The organism is Paenibacillus sp. lzh-N1, assembly GCF_002872435.1.
In the GTDB taxonomy this organism is placed as follows: Bacteria; Bacillota; Bacilli; order Paenibacillales; family Paenibacillaceae; genus Paenibacillus; species Paenibacillus polymyxa_C.
The window spans coordinates 1,057,624-1,078,057 of sequence record NZ_CP025696.1; the positions used below are offsets into that span (position 1 = coordinate 1,057,624).

Genomic DNA, 20,434 nt, shown 5'->3' on the forward strand with positions numbered 1-20,434 from the left:
GGCGTTATGTCTGTGTCCTGCGGCAGCCTGTTCGGCTGCGTCAAATCTGTTCAGCTCCACAGCGCGGGCACCATTTGGAGCCTTTGGGTAATTCCGCTGTGCAGATTTGGCATTTTACATTTTCGCGTATTTGCGTTGACGGTGTTGCCGGCTTCTCTGCCCCCGAATTGTTGGCCTTCCAATATCGAATGCGCTCGTCCAGCTCCTCCTGACGCTCCCGTTCACGTTCCAGTTCTTCAAGACGATGGTGTTCTTTCTCCAGTTCTTCCTGACGACGGCGCTCCCACTCTTCATCGAATGCCGCTTTTTCTTCCGGAGTAAAATCAGACACCGTGTAATTGCGGTCTGATTCCGTTGGATCGTGCGTTTCATGCCGCTCATCCTGTTCATGCCGATCGATTACTTCATCTTCTGCATACTCCATGTAGGCAGGCACAGCATCCTTCGCTGCCTCAGGCTTGCGCAGATCAAAAGAATAAGCGTCTGTTGGCACCTCTTCCCGCACAGCCGCTACTTGCTTGGAGGCAGCCTGCCCTCCATTTAACTTGCGTCCGCATTTGGGACAAAAGTTCGCATCCAGCGGCACAACTGCACCACAGGTGCATAAATGGGCGTTTTTCAATTCTGCAATTCTACTGCGCAGCTCATCAATTTCATCCTGAAGCTCATCACAAGCAGTAGACAACTGTGTCATCTCGGTTTCAGCCACTGACATATCGGATGCCCGGTAGCCTTCGTAAAAGATTTGACCCATTCGTAAGAAATGAACATCCATTTCCTGCTGAATCGTTGTAATTTGCGAATTAATCTTACTAATCTCGACAGCATGCTGCGCCTTTTCTGTTGCGCGATTAGCGCCTTCCTTTATACGTTGAATCAGCTTCATCGTCATTTCCTCCCCATATCCAGCCGGATTTCACTGTACCGTCCGTATATCCCAAAGTTTTTTTCTGTTGGCAAGCCTCGAACTCCTGTATAATGGAATGCGGTCATATCGCCTGTTTGAGGCTATAGGCATTGGCGTCAACCTATTAACGTTCTGACGCTCCTGCTCTAGATCCGCATGAATTCAGCATCATTTTTAGTCCATTCGCCTTGTTCTTATCATCAACTAAAGCTGACTAGAACTCTATCATACCAAAAACTACCCCCATTTGTGAAAATGGAAGATTTTAAGAACGAAAGGGGTTTCAGGATCATGAACCCAAATCCTGCATTTTACCCCCGACCCATCGGGGTTCCTTATTCAACGACGAGCCCTCAGGCACGTCGAGCTTCTATGGATACCAGTATAACGCTGGTACCCGACACCGACCAAGACGCGGCTTATTTTCGTGCTATAGAGAACGCGGGCATTCATCTGAACCGCCCGCAGATTCAGGCTGTACGCCATGGTAAAGGCCCCCTTCTAACCCTGGCAGGGGCTGGCTGCGGTAAAACTACGGTGCTGGCTGCCCGTGCTGGCTACCTCATGGCGATGCGGGATGTCCCTGCATCGTCCATCCTGCTTGTGACCTTCACCAGCAAAGCAGCTGCCGAAATGAAGCTGCGCATCGCGGGACTACCCGGTGTGCGACCTGCCGCTGCACGCGCAGTACAGGCGCGTACCTTCCACTCATTCGCTTTGGCGATGCTGCGACATCGCGGTGTGCAAGATGAAGTGTTCGGTGAAACACAGGCCCAGCATACCGTTATGAAAATGATGCTGCGCCAGCTTGGACTGAGTGAGGCTTTCCAGCCGGAAAGCCTGCTGTCCGCCCTCTCCGCCTGGAAAGCGGAAGGCCGTAGCGCAGATGAGCTGCCGGAAACCATACGCGAGGAAGCGGATGCCAAGCGTGCTATGCTCGCCTATGAAGCGTGGAAACAGGAACGGAGCAAAATGGATTTTGACGATATTCTGCTGCGTGCCTCCGTTCTCCTGCGTGATCCGGATGTGCTTCAGCCGCTTCAACGACGTTTTTCCTATATCATGGTCGATGAATTTCAGGATACGAATGCCCTGCAATACGAAATGGTGCAACGATTGGCTGCGAGGCATCGCAATCTGATGGTCGTCGGAGATGATGACCAGACGATCTATACCTTTAATGGAGCCCGCCAGGAATCCATTCTGGAGTTTGATAAGGTCTATAAAGATGCAAAGGTCATTACTCTTGATATTAATTATCGCAGTGATGCACGCATTTTGGGGCTGGGCTCCAACATCGTCGCCAAAAATGTTCATCGACGCTCCAAACGTCTTGCGGCTGCCGGGCGCGAGGGCTTGCCGCCACAGTTTGCCACCCCATCTGGGCCTGAGGAAGAGGCGGGACATATTGTTACTCATCTGCTCGGGCAGGTAGAAGAAGGTCGTCTTCGCTATCGGGATATCGCTATTTTACATCGGACAGCCAGCGGAAGCCGATCTATTTTTGAGCAATTAATTATGCGGGATGTCCCATTTATTCAGTACGGAGCAGGAGCCGTATTTTACGATCAGTCTCTGATTCGTCCCTTAATGGATCACTTGCGCTTGTCGCTGAATCCCCGCCGAATGGAATCCATTCCAAGTACCCTTGGACCGCTGTATGTCTCCCGTGAGGCTGGGATGGAATGGATTATGCGCGAAGAGAAACAGCAGGCTAAAAAATACCCGCTAATCCACCTCAGCCGCTGGGATCGACTACGTGATTTTCAGCGTGAACAGGTGAAAGAACGCATTCGGTTAATTCGCAGTCTCACTACCATGAAGCCTGCCTATGCCATTCAAGAAATGCGGCGCGTCTTTTATGACAAGTATTTGGAAAGCGGAGATACGGGCGCGTGGACACATTATAAGGAAACGATGCAAGAAAGTCTGGAGGAGCTTGAAACGGCAGCCAAGCGCTTTGACACGGTAGAGGCATTCGTCAACTTTGCGGACGAGCTTTCAGAGCGCCACCGCCAGATGGAATCTCTGCGCAGAGAGGAAGACAGCGATGCTGTTCGGCTCATGACGATCCACCGTGCCAAGGGACTGGAGTTCCCTTGCGTATATTGGATCGGAGCAAGTGAAGGCATCCTTCCGCATAGCTCGGCTCTACACAGCGAGCTGCCAGAGGATCGTCGGGCAGGCGCCGCCCCCGCAACGGCTGTGGATAACGATGCTGCGCTGGAGGAAGAGCGCCGCCTCGCTTACGTGGCCGTCACCCGGGCGAAGGAGCTGCTGTACATCACCTCCCCCGCCTCCAATCACGGCAAGCCTGCCGCCGTGTCTCGCTTCTTGCTGGAAGCCTATGGGGTCACTCCCCCCGAGACTTCCAAGCCGGACACGCGTCGCAGCAGCTTTGGCCAACCGAAGGGTACTTCGGGTTATGGCAGCCGGGCCGGGGGTGGTTCGCCAGCGTCTGGCACGGCAACCCGCGTGAGCAGCAGACCGGGGTCAACCCCAGCCGCCACTACAGCACGGGCCTCAGCGGCGGCTAGGTCACAGACAGAGCCACGCGTCGATGTGCCTGTGTGGAAATGCACGGACGCCGCCTGCAAGGCGTGGATGCGGCGCGACACAGTAGGTGGACGCCGCACCACGGGGGCCAGTGCAGGCACGCCACCGGTGTGTCCGCTTTGCTCCTCCCCGATGACGGAGGGAACGCGCAACATCCCGGCCAGATAAGTGCGAGGCGTGTATAGCCGCTATGGAGCTGTACTCCCACTGCATTCGTCATTTCCAGTCCGGCTTGTGCAGACCTGTAATGAATCCTAAAAAGCACTAATGTACATTTTCCCGGCACCCTGCAAAAATAAGTTTTAGACAGACTAAATCAAATAAAAAACGGTAGACTAGGATGTGAGAATAAAATCCTAGCCTGCCGTTTTTTATATATCATTTTATCTAAGTTAACCCTCATTTATTCTAGATAAATTTCGTTAAAAATTGAATCCTAAAAGGAGAGAACATTATAATGAAACTTTCAGGAAATACAATACTAATTACGGGTGGAAGTGCTGGAATAGGATTAGCTTTTGCAGAACGATTTTTAAAAGCTGGAAATAAAGTCATTGTTTCTGGACGACGTGAACATGTACTTCAAAAAGCGAAAGAGAAATTGCCTAGCCTTATTACTCATGTAAGTGATTTGAATATTGAATCCGAGCGTATAGCATTATCGGATTGGGTAACAACCAACTATCCAGAAGTAAATGTGTTAGTTAACAACGCCGGTATCCAACAACGCTTTAACGTTCTAAAAACGGATGCAAAAAACAATTGGGATTATTTCAGTAAAGAAATCACAACTAACATTGAAGCACCTTTCCATCTATCCATGCTGCTGGCTCCATATTTTGCAACAAAAGAAGAGGCGACTATCATTAATGTCACTTCTGGGTTAGCTTTTACGCCGTTTGTGATTGCTCCGATTTATTCAGCAACGAAAGCGGCACTTCATTCATTTACAATTAGCCTAAGACACCAACTTTCTGATACGTCTGTAGAGGTAATTGAAGTTGTCCCTCCGGCAGTGAATACAGATTTAGGTGGAGCAGGATTGCACACGCAAGGAGAACCATTAGATGACTTCGCAGATGGAATTTTCAAAGGATTAGAAGAAGGTAAAATAGAAATCGGATATGGTACTTCTGTGGCTCGCTTACGCATGTCACGAAATGAAGTCGACGAACACGTAGAAAATATGTACAAGGCAACGAAAAACTCAATTGAATAACTTGCTTAATGAGCCATCCTTTTGCGGGATGGCCCTTTCCTCTATTTCGCTTTTTATTGATTTACCTTGTAGAATTTGCTGGCACGTTATATATAATTCCCAAATCTCATTTCTCACGATTCGTCTTTATCGAAATAATCATCTGGCAAATGTAGTTCTCGCAAACAACCGATAAATTTTTCTTTGAAATTCGGATTTTTTTTATATTCCGGCCATACCGCCTTATAGTAAGGCAGCAACTTCTCATGTGGAATAATGCCCCAGTATAAAATCATGTTTTTCAGAACCTGCGGGTCGCCCCCTATCAACATCTGTTCAATGATCTGCCAGCTTCCCTGCTTGTTTTCGCAACTACTCGCGGCATAGATGGCAGTGGTCTGCATTTTCGGATCGGCGTGACACAAGAAAGGCGCAAAATTTCGGAGCGTAATCTCACCGTAATCCTCTAAAATATATCCTGCATAACGCAACGTTTCCGGGTCATGAATCCTGTCAAGACTTTGCAAAATCACTGGAATAAACTCCGTTAAATTTGCTGTTTTACTGGAAGCGTGCAGAATCGTTAAAGCTTGCAGAAAATCCCCATGTTCATCCGATTGCAACAATTCCAGAAGATATTTTCTGCCCGTGTCAAAAGAAGTTTTGCAGATTAGCCAAACAGCTGTGGTCCGATTTTTTGGGCTTTGCTCCGCAATGTTTTTCAAAAAACCAAGGGTTGGCTGGGCAACTTCCTTAAACTTGAACATTCCATCAAGCGCCTTTGCTTGGATTTCTTCGTTTGGAGCGCTCTGGTACATCTGGATCAGTGCATTCTCATCACCCGGCATTCGACTGCCAAACCACCCGATATCATAATCCAAAATAATTTCATCCAGCCAGCGCTCGTACCAGTCCAGAAAGCTGTCTTCATAGACAAAGAAAAAGGGATGATCGGGATGAAAATCGGAGGTGTACACAATTCTCCCCCTGTATTTCCCTTCAAGTACGAGATACATGTCGTATTCGCAGCCTTGGGTACCTATGCACAACATGCCGCCCAGCACCTTATTACGGGCGTCATCGTATTCCTCATCAGGGATGTCCTCATCCTTGGTCAAGGGCTCAATCAGATGGTTCCATTCCTCTTTGGCCATCCCGGGATGCAGAACGGATTTTGCAAGGAGTGCCTGGTGCTCGGTATAGGAAGTTGCCTTTTCAATCGGATAAATTCCATAATAGGGTCCGGCGCCTCCGTTGCCGATGTTTGTTAAAAACAGCGCGTAAGGCTCGGGTAGGGTGACTTGATTGTGAGCTTGCCAGTCCGCCAGCTCTTTTGCTGTAAGCTTCTCTTTAACCCTGTACTGATGTGAGGATGCTCCAAACACCGAGAAATCCTTGTCTTTGCGCATGGCCTGATTCAGTTTGTCTTTTATTCGATCCAGTTGCGTTTCTTTCTTCCCAAACCACATATTTGCACCCTCCAGTAGACTTACCAGTTTCCTTTACTTGCTTATCCAGCAATTTCATTCTTTATGGGTCTTACCTCTTTACATTGATATGTATCTTTAAGTAAGTTTTTATAATACGGTGGATACTGTTTAATTGAAGTATGGAAAGTGATCATGCATAAAGCCAGTTAACGTATCTTCTAAATTTTGATGCTGTTTCATATATTGAAACAACATGTCCGACGTGAGCACGATTTCAGAATCCTCGATACTAATAGTCCATGAAGTTGGCTCCTCAGGATTATAACTAAATTCAGTTACGATGCCGTATGCTATACCTAGTTTATCAACTCTCTTGTGCAAAATTTGATAGATCTCATCAGTCAGTTGATGAATATTAATATCATTCTGTTCCAAAACCTTCTCCCTCCTCTTTCGTCAATCAATAGATTAGTTTAAAATCAACAATCGTCTGTTCAGCCGTAACCTCATAGCCTAAACCCTTGTAAAGTTGTACAGCAACTTGGTTCTCCTCCATTACTCCCAGATAGACATCTGATGATAGCGTTCTGCCCAGTTTTGTAAGTTGGCTCGTCAAGTGCTTTGCTAGCCCTTTCCCTCTGTAAGCAGGGCTTGTATATATGCTTCCGAGCTCCACGAGCTTAGAATCATAAAAGTGAAAGCCACCTACGGCAATAAAATGACCACATTCCTTGATCCCAAGGAAAGGATATTGTTCGAGTTCGCTCCTCGTAAAAAATTTCATGCCCCCATTTCGTAATACATCTACTATATCTGAAATATCATTTTCCTTAACTAACTCTGCCAAGTTAGAATCAAGCAGTTTCGATTGATCCATATGTTTCATCGTTAAGAAACGTTGTGGGTTACCCGTTATGAGCCCATGAGACTGAAAAAGCTGTAGGTCACGATCACACAGGATTGTACCACAAACGGCATTTTTCTTAAGTTGAATGATTTCCTTCGTAGAAGCAATAAGAGCTGTAAAGTTAAGTTCCTCTCGGTTTATGCAGTGGAAAGAAAACGCAGGGAAGGAGAGCCCGCAAAAGTATGCTAAGACCCCTGTCAGCTTGTCATCTACATATTGACCAACAAATTTAGCCTGCTCCTTACGTTGACTTAAATAGCTATAGAATAACAAGTGTTGGTCTCTATGAATCTGGTCCGTTAATTGATAAATAGTTTCGTCGCTAAGCAGTCGATGAGAAATCATGTATTAGTCCCTTTCATTCCCATGTGGGTAATATTCTTATTGGCATGATACCACAAATGGAAACGATCCTTCCCGCTTATCCCATGTAGCCTTAACAATCTTGAGTTATACGTTTCAAAAAATATAAAGATTGTTTGCTATCGAAGTATAAAAATCCATAATTTAAGGATGATTTTCTCCGAAATTCATTGTATGGTTCCTGCCTCGCCTCTAATTTATGATGAAATTAAAGAGAGGTGAGGTCCTAAAAAATTAATGACAAATATTGAAAACGCATACAAACGAAGAAAGAATGCTTAAAAATGCAAGCTGGTCCTTAATCACCTGTCATCGATTACTTCAAAGTGTACTTAATATGCACACACTAATGAAAGCGTTTTCTGTAATATGCGTTGCAGGTCAATCGAGGCGGTAACATCTACTAATTCAAGGAGTGAATAATATGCCAGATCCATGGAAAAGAAGGTCTTTCGGTATTCTCAGTTTTGTTCTCTTATCCTTTTTGTTGGTATCTCTCAGTTTAATTTCAAGCTTAGCAAAAGCAGAATCAGCTCCCTTGGTCACCGATGTTGAAGACCGAACGGTGATGAATGCAAGTCAAGATTTATCCACTAACGGCAATTCCTCTCCTATAGTCGTCAGCTCCAAAGATGCAATTCTTCAAGGTTACGGTGTAGAAAAACGGGATACACCCTATACCGGCGATACGCTTTATAAAGGCGATGGCTATGTATCCTTCTTTTATGACTATGACCCTAATTCAGGCAAGTCTGACGGGACGGCTACGTTTAAAGTGAACGTGCCTACAGCAGGTCTTTATAGGCTGAGCCTCGGCTACTACATTCCGGTGGACACCGGCTCCAAGGATACCAGCATCAAGGTCAATGGCACCATGGCTGAAAACATAACGCTGGCTGCTCCTCCGAAAGGTGCGGCGGTGAACGAGAAAATGGTAACTAAGATCATGCTGAATGCTGGCACAAACGAGCTGACTTTTTCAAGAGGCTGGGGATATTACGGGATCGAGTATGTGAAGGTTGAATTCGCCAATCTGCCAGCTGCAATAAGCAAAATGGAAGCCGAAGACGGAGCCATTACTGGTGAGGTCAGCATCGAAGCTGCTGATACGGGTTATTCCGGTACCGGTTACGCAGCCTTTAAAGGCACAGGGTCGTTAACCTTTGCCTATAACGCAGCCTCAAGCGGGCTTTACAATCTTGCAATCGGTTACAGTAATCCCAATGGAGACAAAAAGACCCAATTGGTGGTCAATGGCCAGACCAGCGAAACATCACTCCCGACAACAGCAAGCTACACAGAGGTATCTGGCGGTAAACTGATGCTGAGTGCGGGAAACAATACCATACAGTTCAATGTCGATTCGGACCAATATCATATCGACTACGTCAAGCTGTCAGCAGTGTCCCCCCCGAAACTGTATCAGATTGAGAAAAAGCCAGTAAACCCGAATGCGACTGCGGAAACCAAGGCACTTATGGGTTATCTCGTCGATAGTTACGGCAGCAACATTCTTTCCGGTCAGCACACTCTTGAGGATGCCCAGTGGATTAAAGACCAAACTGGAAAGTATCCTGCCATATTATCAACGGACATGATGGATTATTCCCCCTCTCGCATCGAACATGGCGCCACCTCAACTGAAGTGGAAAAGGCGATTCAATGGGCCAAAGAAGGTGGAATTGTCACATTCGCATGGCACTGGAATGCTCCTAAGGGACTGCATGATATTCCCGGCAAAGAATGGTGGCGCGGGTTTTACACGGACGCTACTACATTCGACGTTCAATATGCGCTTACTCATCCCGAGTCGGAAGAGTATCAGCTTATCCTACGGGATATCGATGCTATTGCTGCTCAGTTGAAACGCCTCCAAGACGCTCACGTTCCGGTGCTGTGGAGACCGCTGCACGAGGCGGAGGGCAAATGGTTCTGGTGGGGCGCCCAAGGGCCAGACTCCGCCAAGCAACTGTACCATATCATGTACGACCGCCTAACAAACTACCATCACCTGAACAACCTGATCTGGGTATGGAACTCCGAGAGCCCCGAGTGGTATCCGGGAGACGATGTCGTCGATATTGTAAGTGTGGATATCTACAACCAGGCGACTAATTATAGCCCAAGTATCGGCAAGTATGACAGCTTGGTGAATCTCGTGCAAGGCAAGAAGCTGGTTGGTCTGTCCGAAAACGGCCCGATTGGCGATCCTGAATTACTTCAAACATATTCAGCGCATTGGCTCTTTTTCACCACATGGACAGGCGACTTCATCCGCAACGGACAATATAACTCCCTGGATCATCTCATAAAAGTGTTCAACAGCGATTACGTGATCACGAGGGATGAGCTTCCTCAAGACCTATTTACTTCGTCCAACAATGAAGCGGAGTAAGGCGCTCTTAACGTATCCGTAACTGTACCGTCCCATCCCAGCGTAGAAGCCTGTCTCTAAAGAACAGCAGCCACCTCAGAAAGTAACCGAGGTGGCCGCTTTTGATTTATAACCTGAACGAATGCAGTCTATCGCAAACCTTAATGAAAAAGGACCGTCTCCTCTCCAATTGGAAAGTGGAAACGGCCCCGTTCTTTTATGCGAAACGAGTTAGTTAGTGGACCACAGCTTAATTCGGTCTTGGATATGCTTGGTAAAGGATTGTTCCATTTCTTGTACTCCGGCTTTCTCCAGTTCTGCCATATAGGCATCCCAAACCTTGTCGAAGTTTTCCGGCTTGGTCATGACAGCTTCCGGAATCCGTTTCCATGTAATATCCTTCATCTTGGCTCCGAGAATAACAGCCGGATCGTCATTGGGAAGAGGCATCGTATACGCTGCTCCATATGCTCTCGGTTGGAATTCATCTTCCTTCGGGAACAGATCCTTCCAGTGCTCAATCTTATAGGCCTTAAGCACTTCCTTCTCCGACTTGTTATAAGTCGCTGTCAGCAGTTCCGGATAACTACGAGTAAAATAGTTGCCAGTTGAGTCCTTGATGCCATCACCATAATGGACCATCAAGTTCCAATATAGACCGATTCCGGACTCTTTTTGGAAAGCCGCATTGTCATTGTTCATCCGTTCAAGTACGGCCGGAATAATCGTCCGTTTGCCGTCTTTAACTGTGTAATGCTTGCCTTCAATCCCCCAATTATTCAGGACTTGACCCTCTTCCGATGCCAGAAAGTCGAGGAACTGGATAGCACGTACCGGGTCCTTACACTTGCTAGAGATCGAGATTCCGTATCCCCCATCAAAACCAGGCAGCCAGAAGTTGGTATCCTTGTACTCCTTGCTCATGGTAACTGGATAATGACCGTAAGTCTGATCGAATTTGCCCTCCGCCTTCAGCGCATTTTGTCCGTCGCCATAGTCCCATTCCGGATCGGCCAGACCCAGTACGCGGCCAGATGCCACTTTTGCCTTAAACTGATCGGTCTTCTGCACAAAGCTTTCCGAATCAAGCAATCCAATGGCATTCATGTGATTCAACCAGCGGAAATATTCTTTTTCTTCCGGCCGGCGGAAATGATAAGTCGCTTGGTGTGTTTTTTGATCGATGAAGTATTCGCCGTCGTCTGGTCCCCCGGTCGTTTGAAATCCTGAATTCGTGACCTGGTACATATGCCAATCGTCGGCATTTAGGGACAGTCCGATATTTTTGTTGCCATTTTCGTCCGTCGGATGCTTGGTGATATAGTCCTTAATGACTTTTTCAAAATCCTGTACCGTACGAATGTCCGGGTATCCCGCTTCCTTGACGACACGGTGTTGGAGTTTAAATCCTACGTCGGGTTTGATTTTTTCCTCTTCGACAGCAGACCAGGTCGGAATAACATAGATGGATTGATCATCCAAACTGTACTTCGTCCGAACAAGCTTGTCTCCCAGCATTTTTTTGATATTCGGTGCATGCTTGTCGATCAAATCCGTCAGATCAATAATTGCACCAGCATCGACAAGTTTGCCGACATCCGCCTTAGCAGCGATTAAATCAGGATAGTTTCCTGTGGCTGCAATCAATGAAATCTTTTGCACCGGGTCTCCGACAGCGAATTCAGCATCTAGGGTTACTCCGGTTTTTTCAGCGATGACCTTACCGACTTCATCCTTCATGTTATTCCAATTTGTACTGGAGTCTTCCGAAAAATAAGTAAGCGTGATGTCGCCTGTTGTTACGGCCTTGGTAGCCTCAGACGGATTATTACCACTACACCCTGCAAGGGTCGCCACTAAAGTTAGTGACATTACGAAAGGTACGATCATTCTATTTTTTCTTGACTTCATGGAGCTAAACCTCCCCTTATAATGAATGTTGCCTCGTTTTAGCTTTTTACCGCTCCAAGCGTCATACCTTTAACAAAATATTTTTGCAGAAAAGGATAGACGATTAGAATCGGTACGGTAACAATGATGGTGATTGCCATTTTGACGGATTCCGGCGAAACCTGTGCCATACGCTCCGCCATATTGGCAGCGTCCTGGGAATTGGTTGCGCTTGTTGTCGTACTTTGCAAAATTTTCATCAATTCATATTGCAGGGTCGTCAACGATTCGTTGGACCCATTAAACAGATAAGTATCGAACCAAGAGTTCCATTGTCCAACCGCCAAGAAGAGCGCTACGGTCGCTAATGCTGGTTTGCAAAGAGGAAGAATAACGCGCCAGTAGATCGTGAAATCGTTGGCACCATCCAGCTTAGCTGATTCCTGTAACGCATAAGGCAGACCATCAATGAAGGAACGAATAATAAAGACGTTAAACGCACTTACAAGGCCCGGTAAAATATAGACGGCAAATGTATCAATTAAATGCAATTCCTTCATCAGGATAAAACCTGGAATTAACCCTCCGGAAACATACATGGTAACAGCAAGAAAAATTGAGATGAACCTTCTGGCTTGAAAATCACTTCGTGCAAGCGTATAGGCAAGCATCGAGCCGCTGACCAAGCCCGCTACGGTGCCAATGACGGTCCGCAGAAAGGAGATCTTGAATCCAGTGATTAACCCCTCATAGGTGAAAATCAAATCGTAATTTTTCAAAGTAAATTGCCTTGGCCAGATGGTGATTCCACCTCTAATGGTGTCCACCGAATCGTTAAAAGAGATAGCCAGCACATTTAAGAACGGGTAGATCGTCAGAACGGTTACCACAATCATGAAAACATAAACAACTACCTCTAGGATTCGGTCTTGTGGTGATTTAGACTTAAGCTTGTTGTTTAATCCACCGACCGGCGTAGTGCTTTTGACAGCCTCCATGTCTATTCTCCTCCTTACATAATGCTCTCGTTGGTATAGCGCTTAAAGATTCCGTTAGCCGCAAACAATAGGACCAGGCTTATCACCGAATTGAAGATATTAATGGCCGTCCCGAAAGAGTAGCGTCCCATCGCCAGACCATAATTAAGCGCATACAAATCAAGTACTTCAGAGTAATCGATGACCAGGTGATTGCCGAGCAGAAATTGTTTCTCGAATCCCGTACCGAGCAGATGGCCAATAGACATAATCAGGAGAATGATAATGGTCGGCCGGATCCCCGGCAGCGTAATATGCCACATTTGCTGGAATCGACTAGCGCCGTCCACCCGTGCAGCCTCGTATAATTCAGGACCAATACCGGCGATGGCAGCCAGATAAATAATAGCGTTCCAACCGGTTTCCTTCCAGATGTCTCCGAAAGTTACAACCCACCAAAATAATTTACCTTGGGCCATAAACTGGACTGGCTGATCGATGATGCCTAGACCCATGAGCATATCGTTTACGACACCGCCATCCGCTGAAAGCATTTTGGTGACAATGCCTGCAGCAACCACCCATGAAACAAAGTGCGGCAGATAAGATACAGTCTGAACAAATCGTTTTACAACCTGAATACGGACCTCGTTGAGCAATAGAGCAAAGACAACCGGTACAATAAAACCAGCGACCAGTCCCATAAGACTCATAGCCAACGTGTTCCGCAGTACTTGGTAAAAATGATCATCTTGGAACAAAGTACGAAAATGCTCCAAGCCCACCCACTTCTGTTCAAAAAAACTCAAACCGGGTCTGTATTTCTGAAATGCCATTGTCCAGCCCCATAGCGGCAAATACTGAAAGATGAAGACCCAGATCACAAACGGAATGGACATATAATAAAGATACCTTTGGCTTTTAAATACCTTCCAAGCATTCCGCTTCGGTTTTTTGTATATGTTTTCCGAATTTACTGTTACCGCTTTCATTTTTTCATCCCCTCTCTTAAATCCATCATAAAACAGAGGAGAGTCAGAGCCCATACAACGGATTTCGGGAAAAATCATCCACAAATTATGGATTTCTATATTCCGACGGTGAACAGCCTTCGTACCTTTTGAACTTGCTGTAAAAGTAGTTAACACTTGTATAGCCGACGCTTTCAGCGACTTCGTAAACTTTCATTCCCTGGTCCAGCAACTCCTTTGCCTTGTGGATACGGACTCTGTCCAGATAGGTGTTAAAGTACTCCCCAGTCTTGTTCTTGAATAGCTGACCCAAATAGGCAGTACTATAGTTTAGTAGTCCAGCCAGCGTTTCCAGCTTCAGGTTGTCTGTATAATGACTGTGAATGAAGTCGATCATTTTTTTGAATTCCTGCTCCTTTCCACGAGGTTCGGAGTCTTTCGCCAAAGCTAGCAGGAAACGGTAGGTCTCTTCCAAAAGATCATGTAAATGATCATGCTGGTATATCCCATTCAAAAAACGGGAAACTTCCTCCGTCTCTTTCAACTCGATACAGAAACCCGCGGTCAGCTTGTGAATGACCGCATTGGACAGAAAGAAGAACGACTCTTTGATCGACTTCTCATCTTGCCCCTGTTGGAGAAAAAATGCTGCCGCCTCGTTCAACAATGGAAGTATTACAGTCTGGTTCCCTACTTCCAGACTGTAATACAGGCGGAAGATGAATTCCTCCATCGTTTCTTCAGCTTTATCAGCAGATAATCGGGGGGAATCCAGCGCAGGAGAAAAGAAAGGATACGGACCTAGCAGTCGGTTCTTCTCACTGAAAAAAGATTGTTTTACCGCTTCCTGGGCCTTTAAAAAAGATTTACAAATATCTTCAGGAGCAGATACTGCCCCTCCGGTTGCAGCGACGAACCTAACATTATCCGCAGCATTACGAATCTCATTGTGCAGAATTTCACGCCGTTCTCTTCCGCGCAGCGGCGCGTTGAGCAACAGGACTGTATACGGTGGGATTACTGTGACAAGCCCCATCATCTGCCCCTCGATCTTTGCCTTTAATCCATTCGAAAGCTGGTATGCGACATCGGAACGGTCCACTTCAGAAACACGCGGGTAGACGGCCACGACTTCGTAGCTGGTCCACAACAAATCCGCTTCTATTGCTTTACTTCTCAACTTGGCGGGATCTTCAGTTTTCTCTTGAGGGACGAGCAGACTGTGCAGGTATAAATCGCGATTAATAACCTCTCTCTTACGCCACTCCTCTTGAAGGCGTTCCTCTTCGATTCGCTCGCGTATCCGTTTTATACTGGACGTCATTTCATCAATATCGACCGGTTTAAGGAGATAGCCGAACACCCCGTATTTAATCGCTTGTTTGGCATACTCGAAGTCGGCATATCCACTGAGGATTATAAAATGCAAATGATGACCACCGGATCTCAAGTGCTCAATCAACTGTAAGCCATCCATAACCGGCATGCGGATATCGACAATTACGACATCAGGAGCTTTTTCCTCGATGACTTCCAATGCTTCTTTTCCATTAGCTGCCGTAGCTGTAACGATACATCCGAGGCTTTCCCATGGAATCAGTGTTTGAAGCCCTTGACGAAGCTTCGGTTCATCGTCAACGATGACTACCTTAATCATTTGGTTTCACCTCCAGGTATGAAAAACTGAATACAAGTGCCTTTTCCAGGCTTGCTCTCAATATGTAAGGCACTAGAGGTCCCATACAGTAAGACGAGACGATCATTTACGTTTCGTAGTCCAATTCGCTGGACCTCCTGTTCATGTACAGATGCAGCAAGCTCTGCTTGTACAAGGACGAGACGATCGTCCGTGAAACCGGCGCCGTTGTCACATACTATAACTCGAACCCCCTCCAGGATTTTCTTAACTTTCACTTCAATGACAGCTCCTTCTGCTTGATTATCCAGACCGTGTACAATAGAATTCTCCACCAATGGTTGAATAATCAGAGGTGGAACCAGTATTTCCTCCAAATCCGGATCAACCATTAAGCGATACTCCAAACGGTCTTCATACCGGAATTTTTGAAGATCAAGATAACAGCACACTTGCTCAAGCTCTTTACGCAGTGGAATCTTGTCGTTACCAGCCTCTAGACTGCTGCGCAACAACGCGCTCAACTGCCATACGGCTTTAGCGATATCGTCCTGTTGGCGAATGTGGGCCTCCATTCTAATGGACTCTAGAGAATTGAAGAGAAAATGCGGGTTGATCTGGCTTGCCAGCATTTTGAACTTGATCTCGTTCTGTCTCTGCTCCACCAGGTTTTTCTGACGATTCGTTTCTTGAACCTCCTGGACCAAATGGTTTACGCTGCTGACGAGCGCGTTAAATTCCCTCGATAGTAGACCAACTTCATCTTTTCCGTCGATATGGAGATAGGTTTCCCACGAGCCCGCCCCTACTTGGGTCATATGCTTGCTCAAGCGGAGAAGCCTTCTGGATAATAGCGAAGCAGAAGCATAGATAAGTAAGGCTGCAAATATTAGACTAGCTGTGATCACGACTCCGCCGAGCCATATCACTTGATTAGCATCTCGGGTAATTTCAGAAACGGAAAAAACGGAAATAATGCGAAGTCCATTCCAGCTGTTCTGTGGAGTTAGATTTGCGATCACCACTTTCGATGCTTTTCCGTTAATGAGTGTGTTGTAACTTCCTTCCTGTTGGAAAAGTATATTTTCGTCGGCATGAATTTCAGATAGATTCTTCCCAAACAACTCTGCTTCATTGGACGCGACAATCTGATTCCGGTTATCCACGATCAAGGTAGGGAACGATTCCTGATTCAGGATTGAATTTAATTGGCGCTTGTTAACATTTATGACCAGAACCCCTTTGCGCCCTGGTGAATTTACTGAGAATGATCGAATCAGGCTGAGATAATCGGCATTGTACCTCTCATCCTTAATTAAATTCCAGCCAGCCAATCCTTTCTGCTCTATGGCCTCCTTGTACCAACCTGCGGTTGTGATTCTTTCGTCCGGCTGGATAAATTCCCAATTATTAAGTGCTCCAGGATTAGGGACATAGACACGGATGCCGGATATCTCTTTGTACAATTGGAGGTAGTCACGAATACCTGTATACTCCCGGTAAGCCTGAATGACTTCGATGTAGCTGTCATACTTTTGGCTGGCCACCATTTTCATCCGATTGTCATTGGTTAGCCGATACGAGATGTCCAGCGGCACTTTAATCAGTTCTTCTGTACGATTTTGGACCCGCTCGACGTTGTTGGATGCTTGCATAAAGGCGTCCTTAATGACGGCCTCTCGAAGCTTCCCAGTCAGAAACAGGCCGCATAACAGCAAGGGAAGAACAGCTACCGAAATGAATGTAAGCGTCATCTTCTTTCTCAGTTTCATGTCATTCATCATTCGTATAAAAAACATGGCTTGTCCTCCCCAATCAGTACGCTGATGCGCGCAAAATGCCCCTTTATACAAAAAGGGGCATGCATAACTCAATTGATTGTTTTCTATCTTTCGCCAATTGTACTGTTGTACTGATCCTTTAAGCCTTAAGCCTTGTTGGACCTTAATGCCCGAAGCCTGAACCATCCACTTTCATAGTCTTTCTGTCTGTAGACAAGAGGGAGGCCCAACTTCATAAGCCGATCCCCCCCATGGATAGACTTTTGCCCGCTATTTCCTGACTGAACTTCATATTCGAGCTCTGGATTTAGTCCGTCAAGGCGCAGGGCTCGCCAAGGCGCGTTCGGAACAGCCATCACTTGGAAATAGTAGACGATGGCATCCTCTTGGTCTTCAGAAACAAACATCCAAGCCGATTCGTTATCTTCAAACGGGCTCTTTAGGCGATACAAGTCACCCTTCTGTACTAAGCCACGTATCTGCTTATATACTGCGATTTGGCGTTTGACCGTCTCTTTTTCCTCATCGGTGAATTTCGTGAGATCAAGCTCATATCCAAAATTTCCGGACATGGCCACATCACCTCGAAAATCAAGGGGTGTTATGCGTCCAACTTGATGGTTCGGAACTGCCGACACATGCGCTCCGGTGGCGCTTACGGGATAGACAAGGCTAGTTCCATATTGAATCTTCAGGCGTTCCACCGCATCGGTATTATCACTAGTCCAGACTTGAGGCATGTAGTAAAGCATGCCTGGGTCAAAGCGTCCTCCGCCACTTGAACAGCTCTCGAAAAGAATATGCGGGAAATCGGTAGTGACGCGCTCCAGTAGCTCATACAATCCAAGAACATAGCGATGGGCAGTCTCAGACTGGCGCTCCGGCGGCAGTTCGGCGGAACCAATTTCCGTCAGACAGCGATTCATATCCCATTTCACGTACGAGACTGGGGCGCTGGAGAAAATGGCAGCCAGCGAATCGTAGATGTAATCGCGTACTTCCTTGCGAGTATAGTCCAGCACCAGCTGCCATCTGGCTTCGCTGCGCCGCCGTCCTGGAACGTGTAGGCACCAATCTGGATGCTTCCGGTACAGCTCACTGTCTGGGGAGATCATCTCCGGCTCGAACCAGAGCCCGAATTTAAGCCCCAATTGATTGATACGTTTCGCAACATCAGCCAGTCCGTCTGGCAGCTTCCGACGATCCTCGTACCAATCACCGAGAGACGAATTGTCAGAATCCCGTTTTCCGAACCAACCGTCATCCAAGACAAAAAGTTCGATGCCTAGCTCTGCCCCCTCTTTCGCTATCGATACCAGCTTATCTGCATTGAAGTCAAAATAGGTAGCTTCCCAGTTATTGACTAGAATAGGGCGTTCTTCATCCCGATATGTCCCTCGGCAAAGCCGAGTTCGATACAAGCGATGATATGTACGCGACATTTCTCCCAGTCCTTGACCAGAGTATACCATAACGGCTTCTGGCGTCTGGAAGCTCTCCCCTGGGCTCAGTAACCAGGAAAAGTCAAAGGAGTTTACGCCAATGCTAAACCGGGTAGAGCCAAATGAATCTAATTCCGCTCCAGCCTCAAAGCCCCCGCTGTACACAAGGCTAAAGCCGAATGCCTCACCATGGCGTTCTGTTGTCTCCTGCGTGACCAATGCAGTAAAAGGATTAAGTTGGTGACTGCTCATGCCCCTTTTACTATCAATTCGGGTTTCACCTTGAAGGATCGGTTTGCGGGTAATATTCCCTTCCCGTGCCCATGCTCCCGAAAGATACATGAACTCTAAATCGCTTTTCCCTGAGAAATCGACACTGGCACTTAGCGCACGGAGGAGTCGAAGACTTTGTTCCCCCTCATTACTTAGACGAGCCGAACGAGCGATTACGTTTCGATCCGTAAAAACAGTATAAAGAAGAACCACTTTAAGACCTGAAAAGGCATCTTTTAATTCCAGTTCCAACGTATCCGCTTCAGCTTCATTCTCGGTATATACGGCCGGAAGGCCAGGTAAAGATGGCTTTCCCTTAATAATCCGGTAACCATCGTACTTTAATTCCGTGATGCGAGTTCCATCCTCCAGCTCTACTTGATACGCCGGGGTACGGAAGTCTCCACTTCCATACTGTGGGTATTCTTGCGGCAGCCGATCCAATCCAGCCGTCGTAGGAGTGTGAAGCAATAGATCAGCCATGGGCTCACGGTGCTTCAACCTGTCTCCCCAGTATACATGCACAGGAAATCCATCGACAATCTGAATAATATAACTCATGCCCGACGACTGCAAATGAAACAGCCCCGGTTGCTCTTGAACAATGATAGCCATTGGGAAAAATAACCCCTCTCTTAGATAATAATCATCGGTGATCCACACCAAAAAGGCACTTAGAAGAATCTTTATGTAGCAGGCGTCAACTAAGTTCATATGGTGTAAAGCTTGATAAGATCCAACAATATAGCAGTAGGTTCTACAGAAATCATATATTAATTTTAGATATGAAGTACATGGCATGGTGCTCACTATTTATGTTATAATGCTTGATAATTTACATAAGGAGATTTTACCGTGATAGAGTATTTGCCACGTAGTAAACAGCACTCTGAATTGTATCTAACTCAGTTTGGCATAGAGAAATGCATACCCAGTCACTTTTTTGGACCTGCTATAAGAGATCACTATTTGCTCCATTATGTTTTGGACGGAGAGGGTACCTTCGAGGTTGGCGGGTTCAGTTATCGCTTGCGGAAAGGACAGTGGTTTCTAATCTGCCCGCAAGTCATCACTTATTATCAAGCCGATGCCGTAAATCCTTGGTCTTATTGCTGGTTTGGTTTTAACGGGACACTGGTAGAAACACTCCTCAAGCAAGCAGGCCTGACGATGGCGTCCCCAATCCTCTACTTTGAAGGAGACCATTTGATTTATCAGTATTTGCAGCAAATGAACGAATCAAGTGGATGCCTTAAAGCTCGGGAAACTAGATTGACCGGGCTGCTTTACTTAATGTTATCGGAGCTTATAGAGTTCAGTCCGGCAGCGTCCTCCGACCAAAAGGAAGGTCGGGCGGAAATTTACGTTGAAAAAGTGAAGGATTTTATTGAAATGAATTATGCTCAGAAAATTACCATTGAGCATATTGCACATTTTATCGGACTCAATCGGAGCTATTTATGTTCGTTATTTAAACAACGAGTAAACACAAGCATTCAAGATTATTTGATTCGCTATAGAATCAATAAAGCTTGTGAAATGATGGGGAACGCCGAACTTTCGATAGGCGATATTTCCCGTTCAGTCGGCTATAATGATCCTTTGCTCTTCTCCAAAATTTTTAAAAGGGTAAAGGGATTCTCTCCCAAGCATTACCGAGCCGAAACCCATGCTCAAATCTAAAACAACTACTGAAATTACAAGTAGAAGCCTTTAACGAACAAAAGAG

14 protein-coding genes are annotated in these 20,434 nt (G+C 46.4%); 4 read left to right on the plus strand and 10 right to left on the minus strand.

The genetic code is table 11. The features are described 5' to 3' along the window. Window positions 1-40 precede the first annotated feature (40 nt). Complete coding sequence (locus tag C0638_RS04790) at window positions 41-886, minus strand: zinc ribbon domain-containing protein (RefSeq protein ID WP_058710954.1); 846 nt, start codon at window positions 884-886, stop codon at window positions 41-43. A 312-nt stretch (window positions 887-1,198) separates the two neighbouring features. Here C0638_RS04790 and C0638_RS04795 point away from each other — a divergent pair, with 312 nt between their 5' ends. Then, window positions 1,199-3,631: a UvrD-helicase domain-containing protein gene (locus C0638_RS04795; protein ID WP_058710955.1), complete on the plus strand. Its 2,433-nt coding sequence runs from the start codon at window positions 1,199-1,201 to the stop codon at window positions 3,629-3,631. 289 nt (window positions 3,632-3,920) lie between these two features. Further along, the gene (locus tag C0638_RS04800) at window positions 3,921-4,682 is read left to right on the plus strand and encodes an SDR family oxidoreductase (protein ID WP_025675667.1); all 762 of its coding nucleotides are present in this window, start codon (window positions 3,921-3,923) and stop codon (window positions 4,680-4,682) included. Between the two features lie 113 nt (window positions 4,683-4,795). Here C0638_RS04800 and C0638_RS04805 read toward each other — a convergent pair whose 3' ends face one another. The 3 genes from C0638_RS04805 to C0638_RS04815 form a co-directional block, all read right to left on the minus strand. After that, entirely contained in the window at window positions 4,796-6,130 is a 1,335-nt protein-coding gene (locus C0638_RS04805) for an SMI1/KNR4 family protein (RefSeq protein WP_058710956.1), read from the minus strand. 129 nt (window positions 6,131-6,259) lie between these two features. After that, window positions 6,260-6,526, minus strand: a complete 267-nt coding sequence (locus tag C0638_RS04810; protein ID WP_058710957.1) for a hypothetical protein — start codon at window positions 6,524-6,526, stop codon at window positions 6,260-6,262. A gap of 25 nt (window positions 6,527-6,551) precedes the next feature. Then, window positions 6,552-7,343: a GNAT family N-acetyltransferase gene (locus tag C0638_RS04815; RefSeq protein ID WP_058710958.1), complete on the minus strand. Its 792-nt coding sequence runs from the start codon at window positions 7,341-7,343 to the stop codon at window positions 6,552-6,554. 442 nt (window positions 7,344-7,785) lie between these two features. Between C0638_RS04815 and C0638_RS04820 the strand changes: the two genes are divergently transcribed. Further along, window positions 7,786-9,756: a glycosyl hydrolase gene (locus tag C0638_RS04820; RefSeq protein WP_058710959.1), complete on the plus strand. Its 1,971-nt coding sequence runs from the start codon at window positions 7,786-7,788 to the stop codon at window positions 9,754-9,756. 210 nt (window positions 9,757-9,966) lie between these two features. Here the strand turns inward: C0638_RS04820 and C0638_RS04825 are convergent, their stop codons facing one another. The 6 genes from C0638_RS04825 to C0638_RS04850 form a co-directional block, all read right to left on the minus strand. Then, window positions 9,967-11,646, minus strand: a complete 1,680-nt coding sequence (locus C0638_RS04825; protein WP_058710960.1) for an ABC transporter substrate-binding protein — start codon at window positions 11,644-11,646, stop codon at window positions 9,967-9,969. 38 nt (window positions 11,647-11,684) lie between these two features. Beyond that, window positions 11,685-12,623 carry a carbohydrate ABC transporter permease gene (locus C0638_RS04830; protein WP_040102228.1) on the minus strand — a complete coding sequence of 313 codons (939 nt, stop codon included), beginning with the start codon at window positions 12,621-12,623 and terminating at the stop codon, window positions 11,685-11,687. 14 nt (window positions 12,624-12,637) lie between these two features. After that, window positions 12,638-13,594, minus strand: coding sequence for an ABC transporter permease (locus C0638_RS04835; RefSeq protein ID WP_058710961.1), 957 nt, complete (start codon window positions 13,592-13,594; stop codon window positions 12,638-12,640). Between the two features lie 85 nt (window positions 13,595-13,679). Beyond that, window positions 13,680-15,230 (minus strand): response regulator transcription factor, encoded by a 1,551-nt coding sequence (locus C0638_RS04840; RefSeq protein WP_058710962.1) that lies wholly within the window; start codon window positions 15,228-15,230, stop codon window positions 13,680-13,682. After that, the gene (locus tag C0638_RS04845) at window positions 15,227-17,008 is read right to left on the minus strand and encodes a sensor histidine kinase (RefSeq protein ID WP_058710963.1); all 1,782 of its coding nucleotides are present in this window, start codon (window positions 17,006-17,008) and stop codon (window positions 15,227-15,229) included. Before C0638_RS04845 ends, C0638_RS04840 begins: the two co-directional genes overlap by 4 nt. A gap of 128 nt (window positions 17,009-17,136) precedes the next feature. Continuing rightward, entirely contained in the window at window positions 17,137-19,320 is a 2,184-nt protein-coding gene (locus tag C0638_RS04850) for an alpha-galactosidase (RefSeq protein ID WP_040102232.1), read from the minus strand. 240 nt (window positions 19,321-19,560) lie between these two features. On the opposite strand from C0638_RS04850, the gene C0638_RS04855 reads away from it, so the two are divergent. After that, window positions 19,561-20,388, plus strand: a complete 828-nt coding sequence (locus C0638_RS04855; protein WP_058710964.1) for an AraC family transcriptional regulator — start codon at window positions 19,561-19,563, stop codon at window positions 20,386-20,388. Window positions 20,389-20,434: the final 46 nt, after the last annotated feature.

Bases quoted from the DNA above. Each gene is read 5' to 3' on its own strand.
- C0638_RS04820 (WP_058710959.1), top strand. From the start codon at position 7,786: ATGCCAGATCCATGGAAAAGAAGGTCTTTCGGTATTCTCAGTTTTGTT.
- C0638_RS04835 (WP_058710961.1), bottom strand. From the start codon at position 13,594: ATGAAAGCGGTAACAGTAAATTCGGAAAACATATACAAAAAACCGAAG.
- C0638_RS04800 (WP_025675667.1), top strand. From the start codon at position 3,921: ATGAAACTTTCAGGAAATACAATACTAATTACGGGTGGAAGTGCTGGA.
- C0638_RS04850 (WP_040102232.1), bottom strand. From the start codon at position 19,320: ATGGCTATCATTGTTCAAGAGCAACCGGGGCTGTTTCATTTGCAGTCG.
- C0638_RS04795 (WP_058710955.1), top strand. From the start codon at position 1,199: ATGAACCCAAATCCTGCATTTTACCCCCGACCCATCGGGGTTCCTTAT.
- C0638_RS04845 (WP_058710963.1), bottom strand. From the start codon at position 17,008: ATGTTTTTTATACGAATGATGAATGACATGAAACTGAGAAAGAAGATG.
- C0638_RS04815 (WP_058710958.1), bottom strand. From the start codon at position 7,343: ATGATTTCTCATCGACTGCTTAGCGACGAAACTATTTATCAATTAACG.
- C0638_RS04790 (WP_058710954.1), bottom strand. From the start codon at position 886: ATGAAGCTGATTCAACGTATAAAGGAAGGCGCTAATCGCGCAACAGAA.
- C0638_RS04840 (WP_058710962.1), bottom strand. From the start codon at position 15,230: ATGATTAAGGTAGTCATCGTTGACGATGAACCGAAGCTTCGTCAAGGG.
- C0638_RS04830 (WP_040102228.1), bottom strand. From the start codon at position 12,623: ATGGAGGCTGTCAAAAGCACTACGCCGGTCGGTGGATTAAACAACAAG.
- C0638_RS04805 (WP_058710956.1), bottom strand. From the start codon at position 6,130: ATGTGGTTTGGGAAGAAAGAAACGCAACTGGATCGAATAAAAGACAAA.
- C0638_RS04825 (WP_058710960.1), bottom strand. From the start codon at position 11,646: ATGAAGTCAAGAAAAAATAGAATGATCGTACCTTTCGTAATGTCACTA.